16 protein-coding genes are annotated in these 13321 nt (G+C 33.8%); 13 read left to right on the top strand and 3 right to left on the bottom strand.

The window, feature by feature from the left end; genetic code table 11:
• The first annotated feature begins 2 nt into the window (after window positions 1–2).
• The 5 genes from ACO1B7_RS16140 (at window position 3) to ACO1B7_RS16120 (ending at window position 5695) form a co-directional block, all read left to right on the top strand.
• Window positions 3–1793: a hypothetical protein gene (locus tag ACO1B7_RS16140; protein ID WP_005005779.1), complete on the top strand. Its 1791-nt coding sequence runs from the start codon at window positions 3–5 to the stop codon at window positions 1791–1793.
• Window positions 1786–2388 carry a hypothetical protein gene (locus ACO1B7_RS16135; protein WP_005005776.1) on the top strand — a complete coding sequence of 201 codons (603 nt, stop codon included), beginning with the start codon at window positions 1786–1788 and terminating at the stop codon, window positions 2386–2388. Before ACO1B7_RS16140 ends, ACO1B7_RS16135 begins: the two co-directional genes overlap by 8 nt.
• A 125-nt stretch (window positions 2389–2513) precedes the next feature.
• Window positions 2514–3359 (top strand): hypothetical protein, encoded by an 846-nt coding sequence (locus ACO1B7_RS16130; protein ID WP_024160863.1) that lies wholly within the window; start codon window positions 2514–2516, stop codon window positions 3357–3359.
• 685 nt (window positions 3360–4044) lie between these two features.
• A complete protein-coding gene (locus ACO1B7_RS16125; RefSeq protein WP_005005771.1) occupies window positions 4045–5175 on the top strand; it encodes a hypothetical protein in 1131 nt (376 codons plus the stop codon).
• Between the two features lie 7 nt (window positions 5176–5182).
• Window positions 5183–5695 carry a hypothetical protein gene (locus ACO1B7_RS16120; protein WP_005005767.1) on the top strand — a complete coding sequence of 171 codons (513 nt, stop codon included), beginning with the start codon at window positions 5183–5185 and terminating at the stop codon, window positions 5693–5695.
• Between the two features lie 65 nt (window positions 5696–5760).
• Here ACO1B7_RS16120 and ACO1B7_RS16115 read toward each other — a convergent pair whose 3' ends face one another.
• Window positions 5761–6414 (bottom strand): hypothetical protein, encoded by a 654-nt coding sequence (locus tag ACO1B7_RS16115; RefSeq protein WP_005005764.1) that lies wholly within the window; start codon window positions 6412–6414, stop codon window positions 5761–5763.
• 164 nt (window positions 6415–6578) lie between these two features.
• Between ACO1B7_RS16115 and ACO1B7_RS16110 the strand changes: the two genes are divergently transcribed.
• The 7 genes from ACO1B7_RS16110 (at window position 6579) to ACO1B7_RS16080 (ending at window position 11474) form a co-directional block, all read left to right on the top strand.
• Entirely contained in the window at window positions 6579–7001 is a 423-nt protein-coding gene (locus ACO1B7_RS16110; protein WP_005005760.1) for a hypothetical protein, read from the top strand.
• A 5-nt stretch (window positions 7002–7006) separates the two neighbouring features.
• On the top strand, window positions 7007–7516 hold the full coding sequence (locus ACO1B7_RS16105; protein WP_005005759.1) for a hypothetical protein: 510 nt from the start codon (window positions 7007–7009) through the stop codon (window positions 7514–7516).
• Window positions 7517–7525: 9 nt separating this feature from the next.
• Window positions 7526–8014 (top strand): hypothetical protein, encoded by a 489-nt coding sequence (locus ACO1B7_RS16100; RefSeq protein WP_005005757.1) that lies wholly within the window; start codon window positions 7526–7528, stop codon window positions 8012–8014.
• Window positions 8007–8786 (top strand): M48 family metallopeptidase, encoded by a 780-nt coding sequence (locus ACO1B7_RS16095; protein WP_005005756.1) that lies wholly within the window; start codon window positions 8007–8009, stop codon window positions 8784–8786. Before ACO1B7_RS16100 ends, ACO1B7_RS16095 begins: the two co-directional genes overlap by 8 nt.
• A 15-nt stretch (window positions 8787–8801) precedes the next feature.
• Window positions 8802–9737, top strand: a complete 936-nt coding sequence (locus ACO1B7_RS16090) for a hypothetical protein (protein ID WP_005028393.1) — start codon at window positions 8802–8804, stop codon at window positions 9735–9737.
• A 37-nt stretch (window positions 9738–9774) separates the two neighbouring features.
• Window positions 9775–10919 (top strand): IS3-like element ISAba14 family transposase gene (locus ACO1B7_RS16085; RefSeq protein WP_423090391.1). Its coding sequence is split into 2 segments (ribosomal slippage): window positions 9775–10039 and window positions 10039–10919, totalling 1146 coding nucleotides; the frame shifts between segments, so codons are not numbered across the junction.
• Between the two features lie 255 nt (window positions 10920–11174).
• Window positions 11175–11474 (top strand): hypothetical protein, encoded by a 300-nt coding sequence (locus ACO1B7_RS16080; protein WP_005005752.1) that lies wholly within the window; start codon window positions 11175–11177, stop codon window positions 11472–11474.
• A gap of 175 nt (window positions 11475–11649) precedes the next feature.
• Here the strand turns inward: ACO1B7_RS16080 and ACO1B7_RS16075 are convergent, their stop codons facing one another.
• Window positions 11650–12012, bottom strand: coding sequence for a hypothetical protein (locus tag ACO1B7_RS16075; protein WP_005005750.1), 363 nt, complete (start codon window positions 12010–12012; stop codon window positions 11650–11652).
• A 60-nt stretch (window positions 12013–12072) separates the two neighbouring features.
• Here ACO1B7_RS16075 and ACO1B7_RS16070 point away from each other — a divergent pair, with 60 nt between their 5' ends.
• On the top strand, window positions 12073–12819 hold the full coding sequence (locus ACO1B7_RS16070) for a hypothetical protein (protein ID WP_005005749.1): 747 nt from the start codon (window positions 12073–12075) through the stop codon (window positions 12817–12819).
• A gap of 99 nt (window positions 12820–12918) precedes the next feature.
• Here ACO1B7_RS16070 and ACO1B7_RS16065 read toward each other — a convergent pair whose 3' ends face one another.
• A complete protein-coding gene (locus ACO1B7_RS16065; RefSeq protein WP_005005748.1) occupies window positions 12919–13272 on the bottom strand; it encodes a hypothetical protein in 354 nt (117 codons plus the stop codon).
• Window positions 13273–13321 lie beyond the last annotated feature (49 nt).

Raw genomic sequence — 13321 nt, 5'->3', positions numbered from 1 at the left:
TTATGCAAGATTCTTCACAAGTCTGCATAAGTAAAGGAATTTCAGAAGATGAAATTTTTGGACTATCGCAGTCAATCAAAGACTCAATTATTAATGCCGAAACAAAAACCATGGATCTCTTGGGTTACGGCAACAAAATCAGTAATTTCATAGTCGAATGTTATCTAGATATTCCAGTTGTTGATCAATTCATTTTTTACTTAATGTTGGTGAATGCCAAAAATAAGTATGCACATCAGCTGCAGCGCGTTATCGCTGAAAAACCTGAATTATCCCAAATTGAAGCATTACAACTAGCGAACAACTTTGTTCTGAATTTTGAATACATCCGTCAAATTCTTTTATTCAAAAATAAAGCTAATTACCTTAGCAATGGCCGTATCAAATCTTTGGCATGGAATACGCTAAATAGTGTTGGTAAAGTGATGCTACCAATGAGCTCTTTACGCCAAATGGACAGCGAACCATTTTCAAGAAATGACGTAGACAGCGTAACTCATAAAAGAATGTTTGCCAGTACGGGCTATTTTGAATTAGATAACAATGCGTTTATTTGCTATCAGCTTGAAGAAACGTTGATTGCCAATCTATCTGAATTAGATTTTGATAAAAAGGGGCGCTACACAGTTCTCGACACTTTAACGGTTCTTGGATTTAAGGACCGTTTTGATCTTTATATGTATAACTTGATGAAGATCAATGAGTTTCGTGGCGAAGTGGTTATTCCTTACATTGACTTCAAAGCATTAACCGAGTTTTCAGTAGAATTTAAATACAAAGCAAGTGATTTTTACCGTAAACGACTTCTTGTTTCATTAGAAAGACTGAATAACAATCCATCTATTGAATTATTTATTTCTGTTAAGTATGAACCATGCAATAAGCGTACACCAGATCGTGACAATTTTTGCAATTATCGTTTTCAGATTCAGTTGAAGTCCAACTATCGTAAAGCGCTTAATACATTAAATGAAATGTGTGCAAAGGTTCAGGATGAACAGGGCAATGAGCTTAAAATCAGTAATGCGCTCTTCACTTCAGCAATTCGATTGAATAATGGTGAACCTGAAAAAGTAATAGAACTTGTTAAGGATCGTTTAGCTGCTTATACAACTAAGAATGGACCATCATATTTAGCTAAAAATCTTAATTTGGTTGCGTCTTATGTTACGCGAGCTCTAGAAGATCTATATAAAAGTAATCACTTCTTTGAAAGATTCCTAAACGATATGAAGCAAGCAGATAATTTACTTTATCTGAGAAATCGTGATAAGAAAGTTGAGATCGAAAACAAAAGTGCATCTACTTTCTCAAGCGAATTCATTAATATTCGCGACAAAGTTGATGTTACCACTTGTGAAATTCTTACAAACGCTGAGTACATTTCAAAGAAAACGGAAGCTACTGTAATTATTGATTATGCTTTCATACGTAATTCTATTTTTATTACACATCCTCATTTGCGCCACCAGCGAAATGCAGACGAGAAAAAATACATAGATCTCGTGTGTGAAAGCACAAAGCTTTGCCAAATATTCTTTGGTACGGGTAATGAAAATAAAAAAACGTTAACTCAAAACTATTTAACAGAACTCCTGTTTGAACATTTTTTTGATGATAATTTCCACTTGAACTCAGATGTATTAAAGAATCTTCTAAAAAAAGATAAGGACTATTGGGTACAAGAAAAGCAAAAGACATTTATGCGGTTGTGGAAACTTGCAAATGAGTTCAGTTTAAAAGCTATTAGTCCAGCGAACTACAACGGTAAAGAGAGTTCAGACAATGAATAATAAACTTTATTTATGTGCAATTTTTACGGCTACTATATTGAGTAGTAGTGCAAATGCCGATTTTAGTGATTGGTATAAAAAAGCAACTTCAAATGAAGATTCAACTCAGCAAGTGCCAGCTCAACAACAGCAAGCACCTGGTCAAATTCAACAGCAAGCACCAGTTCAGGTTCAGCAACAGCCGATACAGCAAAGACAATATAATTCTAATCGGAACACCACAGCTACGCGTTACCAAAACAATAATGCAAATGTCACTGGTGATTCTGGCCTTGAAGCACGAATGAATAACTTGAATTCGACCATTGAGAATCTAAACAAGTCATCAAAAAGTGGTGACAACCTCACGAATAACTATCTAAATATTGTTCAATTCATAGTGATAAACGAAGAAACACGTAAATTGGATGGTAAAGACAATACATCACTGATCAATAACATGTTGGCTGGTATTGTGAGTTGTCAGAATAAATACAAAGTCGATGTTATACAAAAAGTGAATAATCAACTCCCAAGAGATGTTGCTAACACCGTACAACGGTATTTAAGCCAGAATGGACGCTCTATTGGTGCAAACGGCAACTGTTTATACTAATTAAACCCCCTTTTAAAACCGTCCTTAAAAGGCGGTTTTTTTTATTCTTAAAACATACCTATTTATTTTAAAACCACATTCTATATACTACTAACAGTTTAATGAATATTAATGTGGGTTTTATCATGATCAGTTCTAAAACAATATATGAACTATATCAATTGCTGAATCAATCCGAAGTACAAGAATTAAAATCATCTATAACTGAGACTTTTGGTGCAGATGTGGAAAGTGAAGTTGATAAAAGCCCGGTCTTACAGCAAAAGATCAATTATTTTATTTATCAATATATACATCTCAAGCATCCAGAAAGAACAGACAAGATCTTATTCGATGCAAATGAGTCGGCTCACGAGGTTGTAAAAACAGAACACCTTAAAAGTGAGCCAGTACCCTTATTAAAAGATTTTGTATCAAACAGCAGCAATAAAAGTTTAGCACCTGAAGAACAAAAAGATGTAATTGCAGTCACTTTACCAGCCGAATTATCTGACATTCCTGTTGAACCAACAAATCAAAACCATACAGGAAATAATGAAGTAAAACATGACTATAACATTATCCTTGATGGTCGAACTAAGCTAAATATATTGCTCGAAAGATATTTAAGTGGTGTTGATGATGTGGCTCGTGAAATCATTGTGAAGTGCTTTCTTGTTATCTCTATATTTGTAGCACTGATCTCTCTTGTTATGGTTCTTCTGAATACGACCAATATTAACCAGATCCAAGAAATGTATGATATTGGCCATAAAACATTCCTATTCCAATATGCTGAAGTCTGCAATGTAAATGTTGAAGTTGCAAAAGCGAATCCATGTGTTATCTCAGAAATCAATAAACGTATTTCTGAACTATCAAATAGCAGATTTTGGAACACGTTCGGGGTGGTGCTTTTCTCACTTTTATCGTGCTTTTTCTTCTACCATATCTCTACTTACCGTGATTCTAAAGATAAGCACAACGGCTAGTCTTAAAAGGAGGGTAGGGTGTTTTAAAATGGTCTTAAAAGGCCATTTTTTTATTTTAATAACAAAGTTTTATAGTTGATAAAAGGTATTCTAAAAGTATAATAGATACACTCTTAAAACTGGAATGCGTTGTGCTTTTTAAAATTCCAAAAACGGGTGAGATTGATTCAAGTGAACAATCGATGACAGGCCTGGTACTCAAATCGGCATACAACTTAGTTGCCATTTTCAATATTTGCTACATCTTTGTAGTTGTATTCTTTGTGTTTGAAATGTTTTTAAATACAACGATATACAAGATTAAATATCTACCAGAAACCCTCAATACTCCATCATATATATTGCAAATCATCATATTCATTTTATGTTTTTCTTCACTTCTGTATGCGATAAACAAAATGTTTGATGAAAAGTATATCCCTACACGCAAAGAAATCTATCTATTCCTTATCTCTTTTACTATCAATAGTTTATCAATGTTTAATTTTTTAGCTACCAAATAACACTGTAATACCAAGTTCCCACCGTAGCCTAAGCAAAAGTTACCTGTTTTTTTGGGTTTTAAAAGCAGTGAACAAGGGCAGAATTAAAACACAAAAAAATAAAATTAATAGTTTTAAAAAATATTTTTTAAAACTAAATCAGTGATAATATGTAACCAACGTTAAGTTTAAGAAAGTATATTATGTCTGATATTCGCAGCATCTATTTTTACGGTAATAATAAAAGCATCAAATTGGGTAAAAACCCAATCTTAAATACTGTCTTTGAAATTTTTCCAGCCACTAAAACCCCTTTAAAGCGGATTCTTAATCATAACCACCAGTGGGTTAGTAATTGCGCTTTTTACGTGCCTAACGATGTGAAAAGTGAATGGGTTAAAACGGTAACACTTTCAATTTTGACAATCTCAATTATGGCTTCCTTCCGTAATGCAATTGCACAGCAAAAAGGGTTGTCACCAAACGATGAAGCACTTGATGAAGAGGTAGAGAACCTTGTGCCAGATTCGTTATTCAATTCTGCTATTGAATTATCGGATCTTAAAAAAAGTTTATTAGAAGTTCTGCCAAATTTAATGAGCGAATACCTTGCACAAAACTTTGGTGAATACGAAAGCATTATTACAAACGGTGTAGCTAAGCTTTTTATTGATAACCATGAATTTTTGGATAAGCAACTTGATTCTGATGCTGGAACAGATAATCAGATTTCAATGTTAAATTTTACTGACAATGCAGATGAATTATTTCACACAACAAACTATATTTTAGTCCGTATTGCTGATTCAAATGAAAACTTGAAAATCAACTTTACTAACAGCAAACCACATGCAGAACACTTAGGCCGAATTCTGCATACATTGTTGGGGGATGAAAGTTTTGAGATCTCAAAAGGTTCAATTGAGATACCTAATGACGAAGATGGCCAAGAAATTTTCATCTTTGAAAAAGAAACGAACTTTATTGATTTTTACAATTCATTATTGCTGGAAGTTAGTTTTTTTCTAGATCATGCAACAGTCTTAGAGCATATAGAAAAGTATGCACCAATTAACCAAACACTAAGCAGTTTGAGTGAGAATTTAGAAAAGAATATTAACTTTGTCATTTCTTCATTCAAAGAAACTCGCGATCTATCTGCATATTTAGAAAGCCGTGCTCAAATCATAGGGTTAATTCATGAAGCTGCACAAATCGCCAGCATTGAAATACAGCCAGTTGCTCAGGCTAAGGACCTTAAATCGTTAATTGAATCGCATCACCTGGTTACTTTTAATGATAAAGACACCTTTAAACAATTTAATTTATTTTGAGGTGAATATGAAATTTGTTATTAAAAATGGCATTGGTACACGTAAAGTCGAAGTGGATCTCGCATTAGATATACCATTGGTGCTACAAAAATCCATTTCTGTAATTGAGTATGAAGATTTCTTTAAATATTTTAGTGAGCAACATTTTCACATTTGCAAATTTAGAACGTTGAACTTTAAAGATAATAGCGTAGAGGGAAGTAGTAAGGAATTAAATCGCTTTATCTGGCTTGCTATGGCACATCAAGCTTATATGGAGCGTAAAGCTTTACTACCAAGTAAATATATTGCGGATCTAGAAGCTTCAATTTCAAGCATGTTTAATTTAGAGAGCGAATCGCGAGAATGGTACCGAGCTATTCACAAAGCCATAGATGCTTACCTTAAATCACAATTTCCTGAAGCAATAGAGTTTTTACCTTCCAACATTGCACCACTGGATGAAGTGACTAAAATTCTTATGCAAGAAGTACAGCCAGTGATACCAGTTGCAGACGAGCCAGCGAAGCTTTATAGCTGATTCTAGAAATAATTAAGACATAAAAAAACCATCTAAAAATTAGATGGTTTTTTTTGTTTGTGTTTTTATAATTTTGCGAATACTTCAGGATTGTCATTCATAAACTGTTCAATGAAATCATTGTCTAATTCGACATGTTTTGGAAGCTTCTCATGTTCACGAACAATGGATTTTATAGATTCAATATTTTGCTGATTGAAAACAGGTGTTGTACGGCTCTTATAGCCAGTATCAGCCATCGCATAGCGATCATCAAACATACCTGAAGAGGTATTAGAATCGACTTCTGAGTCGCTTATAGATAGTGTTAAGTTGCGGTCTTCAGCTAACTTTAAAATGAATTCGTCAGAGATAAAGTTACGTAGCTCATGCAGCATAGATTCAACTTTATTGTGTTTAAAAAGCACCTTTGCAATTGAACGACAAGATAAGAAACCTTTTGTGATGTTTAGATCTAGTAATTTTTGAGGAATGATTGGATCGCTTTTCTTGTTGCTATTCGCGATCTGTTCAACTTCTTCATCAGTCATAGAAGCTATAATGTTTTTAAAGAAATTGCCATATTGAAACTTTTCAATTTTCTCCAGCATTGTCACTTGTTCTGTATCTAATAAGCAAAAAGAAATAGGTTTAAGCTTGCGTTGGTCGGTTTTGCTTAAACTGCCATTTTGGTTTAAGCGGTTCTCTTTGGTTTTAGCGTTAGTTTTAGAGTTAGTCATTTTAAACACCTTTCAATATGTTTTAAACTTTGGTTAATACCAATAATCATATTATAAGTGGTTTTAGCTAAAATACAAAAAATGAACATTTTGTTTTTTTAAAAAAATCTTTTAAATGTTTTTCGTATATACTATAAGAATATCTATCTTAAAAGGTATAACTCGTGATTAAAACTGATACAGGCGATACGGTTGGAGGGGGTTTAACGAATCCTCAGGATGAAGTTCTAGCATTGTTAGAAGAGTGCTTAAACTCTGAACAATATACAGCTCGTATTACTTATATTTGTGAAGATGGCGGTCAATTAGTAGGTAAAAAGGCAGCTTTAAAGATTTTAAAGGAACAAGAGGACAATGGTTTAATGCTGGTTCCAATACCAGTCTTAGGAAAACAACTAAGAGTCTGGAGTGGTTTAAGTAAAACCAAAATGTCTAGTCACACAGGATTGTACAACAATATACAGTGGTCAAAGTTTGAAAGTGGCGAAAAGTTAATAACAAAGCAAGCGTGGACATTACTTCAACTTAGACTTGGGGTTCATCCAAAATACAAATTGGTTTTAAAAAATGAATTAGATGTCGAGTGAATTATATGTTAGTGAAATTAGCCCTTAGTGGTCATGCTTCTCCAGAAGCTTTAAGTAAATTTGAACGTATCAAAGCGTATGTGCCAGATAGCGCACCTGTTTTGGTCACATACTTTAATAAACAAGTTTTATTAAGTGATCTACTGGTTAATTTTTCTAATTTTTTACCATCGCTCGAAATCACAAAAGATAAAGACATGCTGGTTACGATTAGAGGAAATGAAACACCTTTAGTCGAATTTATTGTCAATTTAAAACTATACAGCATGAAATTAGGCAAACTTTTCTTTGAATTTGAGAATCAATTTAAAGAAAAAGAGCAAGACTTTAAGGGCTTTATTAAACGTCACAAACTTAAAGGTTTTGATCATGCCAATTTTGTTAATTACGTGAAACTAGGTGCATATGATAGTGCTTTAGACATTATCAAACACCAGTACGAAAGCGTTAAAAAAACATTCTTTGTACTGTTTAAAGATCGTTTCACCCTATTAGAAAGCAAGGGTTTTATTTAAGGATATTCTATGGAAATGTTAGATCCATCAAACACAAACCCTGGGCTCTTTTTAGTCATAATGGCTACGGCAATTGGTACCATACTTTTTGGTTTTTTAATTGTCGCTTTAATTGCACGATATAAGTTCAAGATTAGAGTTACGGTATCTAGTTTTATAGCTGCAGTTACTTTATCTGTATTTAGCTTTATATGCTTTGGTTCACTTGGTCCGATGGAACCTAAATACAGTACTTCAGTTGTTCAGCTTTATGCGTTGGGCTTACTGGCTGGTACTTTAATATTAAATATAGTTCTTCTGAAATTATTCAGCCCTAAAACTATTGAACAGTTAGCTTTGAAAGGTTTTAATAAGTCAGAAAATGAACAAAAAGAGCATTACAAAAACATCTTAAAAGAGTTTAAATGTATTACTGATTTGGAAGATAAAAACAAGCTTAATAAGCGCAGTTTTAACTTGTTAAATGTTTTTAAACATAAAGGAAAACAAAATGTTTGATTTTAAGATGAAATCTTTGTGTGTTTTGGCTGTTGCCGGATCTCTTTTAACTGGTTGCGTATCTAGTACTATTGATGGAATGGGTTCTAAACGCAAACAAATCATGTTGTATTCTGAAAAAGAATATCTTCAGCAAAGTACTCAGTCTTACAACAACATCATCACGACTGCTAAACAGCGTGGATTGATTGTGAATAACGCTCAAGTAAATAGAGTAGCAAAACGTCTTATCGCACAAGTTCCACATTATCGAGCTGACGCAGCAAATTGGAATTGGGAAGTTAATACAATCCGAGATAATGAAATCAACGCGTTTTGTCTATCTGGAGGCAAGATCGGTGTGTTGACTGGTTCTATCACAAAAATTAATGCAACTGATGATGAATTGGCTGCACTGATCGGCCACGAAATTGCACATGCTTTACGTGATCATGGGCGTGAAAAGGTAAGTAAAAAGCTTTTAACTGGTTTAGGTGTGCTTGCAGCTAGTTCGGCTGGTCTTGGTGACATGGTTGTATCTGGCACAAGTTTACTAGGCGATTATGGGGTTAACTTACCTGGTTCGCGCAAACTTGAAAGTGAAGCGGATCTTCTAGGTGTTGATATTATGGTTCGTGCTGGTTACAACCCACAGGGCGCAGTCAGCTTTTGGAATAAAGTAGTAGCCCAAGAAAAACAGGGCACTAAAATTGATTTCTTATCAACGCATCCTACTTCAGAAAAAAGAATTGTAGCGATCCAAGAATACATCAACCAAAATTACAGGAAATAATATAAGGAGCTGGTTATGGATATTTACACAGTTATCCGAGTGAGCAAAAAGTTGTTTGACCACGGTTATGTTGTAATACCAGAACACAAAGTAGATTTTAAATCGGCTTTACTGCTCTTAAATGAACAAACCGTTGATGATCGATTTCTAATATCTAAAGATATAGTAGGTGCTGAAATCAGAGGGAATTTTGCCTTAATTGAAAAGGAGGGGAAGTTTCAATTGTTTACCAAAGGAATAGATTACTTTTGTTTGAATGTTGAGCCTGAAAAATCCAGTACTGATCCTAAACCTGAAAAAGAGGTAAAAAAGAGTAAAGTAGTTCTCAAAAACCGTTATTTATATAAAAGTGGCGTGAAGAAGATAGGGGAGCTGGACACGTACAAGAAAAGAAGCGTCAAGATTACGAATGTAGGAAAACCATTTGTACTAAAACAAAAATTGCATGACGTTCCAGATTGGCTTTTTGAAAAGCTAAAAGACCAAGATGTATGTTGGATCTATTTTGAATATGCTGAAGAACAATTATCAGAGGCACCAATAGAAACTGCACCAATCAATTTAAAAAGTGACATTGAAAGTTGTGTTAAATACTTTAAGTTACATGGTGAAAAAACAAGAAAAAAACCAATTATCAATGCTGAAGCACCAGGTAACGTAAACCTATTCAGATATTGTGATTTACGGCGCATTGATCAGGAATTAAAAGTCTTATTTGTTTGTAGTGAAAACTATCTTTGGTTACTGGAACAAAATAGACAAGATCCACTACCTAACATCAAATTAAACAATATTAGTTTTGGCGGTTGGATCATTCCCAAGACGACAAACCAAGATATGTTGAATAAGCTAATAATGTTAGATAAAGAATTAAAAACGAATCCAGATGCTTATCTTCTAAGTGTACGAGAGAGAGATGGATCCGTAAATTTGAACAACTCCTATAAGTGATATTCTGCTCCTCAAATGATGTTATAAACATCAATATATGGAGTATTTTATGGCACGTAGACCAAGAAGAAATCATTCAAATGATTTTAAAGCTAAGGTAACACTTGCTGCGATTAAAGCAGAAAAAACACTTGCTGAATTGAGTGCTGAGTTTGATGTTCATCAAAACCAAATTATTGACTGGAAAAATCAATTGATCTCAGCTTCCTCGCAAGCTTTCGATCAATCAAAAGCTCCAACAGAACCACCCATCGATCTAAAAAAACTACATGCAAAAATCGGTGAGCAGGCATTAGAAATTGATTTTTTAGAAGGTGTGTTGAAGAAACTGGGCCGCTTCAACCACAAAAGTTAACCGACGACTCACTTCAGATTTCAGTATCTAAGCAAGCTAAGCTGCTGAAAGTCTCCCGTGGTTGTTATTACTATCGCCCAAAACCTGTGAGTGCATCAGATCTGAAGCTGATGCGATGTATTGATGAATTACATATGCAATATCCTTTTGCAGGCAGTCGTATGATGCGTGATTTGTTGAATCGTCAAGGACATCATATAGGACGACGTCATACACGTACTTTAATGAAGAAAATGGGTATTCAGGCGTTATATTGCAAACCAAATTTAAGCCAGGCTAATCAAGCTCACCGTAAATATCCATATCTGCTCAAAGGGTTGGCTATTCAGCGCAGTAATCAAGTGTGGTCTACGGATATAACGTATATCCCTATGGCAAAAGGCTTTGTTTATTTATGTGCTGTGATTGATTGGCATAGCCGCAAGGTACTTGCGCATAGGGTATCGATTAGTATGGAGGTGGATTTTTGTATTTCGGCTTTAAATGAAGCGATTGAAAAATATGGTCGACCTGAAATATTTAATACAGACCAAGGCAGCCAGTTTACCAGTGATGCATTTATTGATGTATTGAAATCAAATGGCATTCAAATCAGTATGGATGGTAAAGGTCGATGGGTAGATAATGTGATGGTTGAACGATTATGGCGGAGCGTTAAATATGAAGAGGTGTATCTCAAAGCTTATAGCAGTGTCACAGATGCGAAAAAGCAATTAAGTGCATATTTTGAGTTTTATAATTTGAAACGACCTCATTCGAGTCTAGACAAAATGACACCAAATGAGTTTTACTATGATCAGCTACCCCAACAAAACAAGGTGGCTTAACTAGAGCGGAATATCACTTATAAATACGCTTTTAGTTGTTCAAACAAGTGGGACCACCTCTAGAGTAAAGTACTCTCGTACAATAACTATTGTAATGCTACTAATTAAGTTGCTTAAATCTAAATAATTAAACATAGCTGCAAACATGAATCTCAATTTTTTATTCGGCTTTATCATAATTATTGTTGGCGGTGGTGCAGCAATAGTTGCGCTTCGTTCAATGTTAGAAAATGAAATTTTTATGAAGGATAGTATATGGCTATGAATAATTCTAAATTCGATAAATACTTATTGCGCTCATTTTTAAAAAATACTGGACTTGCAATAATTTCAATTAGTGCAATAGCATTGGTTATATTTGCATGTTATGTGGTTTATATAGGAATAGGAAAAGCATCAACTTATGTATTCAATAACTTTGTACTAACTCTAAAAACTATTGGCTATATCGTATTATTTTTAATCGCTTTAAATTTAGTTATCTGTTTTATTGAAAATGTTATCAAAGAAGCCAATCAAAAAAGGAGTGAAGATAGTTCAGAAGATAATGTATGAGGGTAATAAAAAGTATCATACTGGCTTACTCTCAACACTTTGATTTTTTGGTCTTTATCTCCATCAAGTGTATTTTCTAAAATATAGTATGAATCTTTTACCCTCATACACTAAGGGGTTAAGAAAGGTTTCGGCAAGAAACGCCCCTCAACAAAACACCTACGATAAAAAAGTTTTAGTGATCGTGGTGATCTGTATCAATTACGTCATTATTGTTTGCATTAAACTTAGCCTGCTCTTTATAAAAATTATAGTCGGCATTGTCGTATACAAGCTCTTTTGGGTAAGGGATACCCATTTCATCAAGCTTTAAAGCGTAATAATGCGGTATTGGCTTGGTTGGATTGAAGTATGGTTCAGGGTAGTACTGAGTAACGACTTTAGCGGAGTAGGAATTAACGAGTTGATCTACATCGCTTTCTATTGTTTTTTGTTGGTCATTGTAATAAGAGTCAACAAGCTCTTTGTCTGAGTGGCTTGCTGCACAACCTGAAAATATTAAAGGTATTAAAATAGCGATAATTCTATAATGTTTCATTTTAAATAGGCCCAGGTGTAGTGTATATTTAATGGAACGTTAAAATACTTTTGATTATACATGACTTTTAAAGATGCTGTAACACCACCTTTTAGCAGAGGAAAAAGAGAACATAAGTTCTTGGCTAAAATGTTAAAATCTGAAAAAGATAAGATTAAGCTTTATACCAAAAGTTTAAGAAAAATTACTTTTAATGAGCTTTTAATTAGAGCAACTTTAATTTTAGTTGTGGTTTTTGCGTTAAGTTTTTGTATCTTTGGCGTATACCTATCTTTGAACGGTTTATTCTCAAAAGATGTGCATTTAGGAATGATTGGCATTATAGGTGATAGTAGTAGAATAATATTATGTACCATCTCAGCTATATTGTGCGCGGTTACAGCTTTCAAACTGTTTAAGAAAGCAAAAATTGACTGGAAAGAACATCAGTCATCAAAACGATATGCCAAAGCAATAACGAAAGAGTACCAGTCATTAAATAATTTGATTTTGGAACAGATTAAACAAGATAAAACAGGCAGTTATTGGCTGAACAGCAAAGAGATCCTGAGCATAACAGAGCAATACGAAGATAACATAAATGAAAACACAAAAGATTATCTGGTAAGTTTTACGCAAGATACGACTAAAAAGTATGTTAGGTTTTACATATATAATAATTCGCATATCTCTAATGGGTATACCAATGTTTTACATATACACTCGACTACTTTAACAATTTATTCACACTGTCTAAGTTATTCGGATTCGTTGAGTGTTAAAGACCTTTTAGATATTTCTGTTAAAAGTATTTGCATAAATTATTAGTTTTACTATAATACTTTTAAGAACAAAATTTAAATGTTTCTTACGACATTAAAAGAATGGGAGGCTTATAGCTTCCCATTTTTCTTTTTAAAATAACTATTATTTTTCTAAAACATCATTTGCCTTTTTCTCAAAACCCTTAACTTCTGCTAAAAGTTCTTCATTTTGGGCCATTGTGTCAGTAAAGGTCTGTTTCGAGAATTTAATGAATTCCAATGCATCATTGATCGATTGCTCTTTGCTTGGCTTCACGTACTTCGGGAGCTTATTGAATTCAGTATCCACATTTCTTTTGATCGCAGAAAAGTCTTTATCAAGCGACTCGAATGCTGCACTGGTTGACTCAAGCTGTATACGTTCAGAAACTCTATGGTCGATGTTTTGGAACACCAGGAACACACATACAAAAACTAAACTAGCAATTAAACTATTTTTTAGAACAACTGTATCCATTTTAAAACCCTTTAACATTTCTTTGATATTTTTAGTATAATCACTTTAA

This window comes from Acinetobacter lwoffii, from assembly GCF_049367455.1.
In the GTDB taxonomy this organism is placed as follows: Bacteria; Pseudomonadota; Gammaproteobacteria; order Pseudomonadales; family Moraxellaceae; genus Acinetobacter; species Acinetobacter lwoffii_W.
This window is presented reverse-complemented; position numbering and strand designations above follow the sequence as displayed.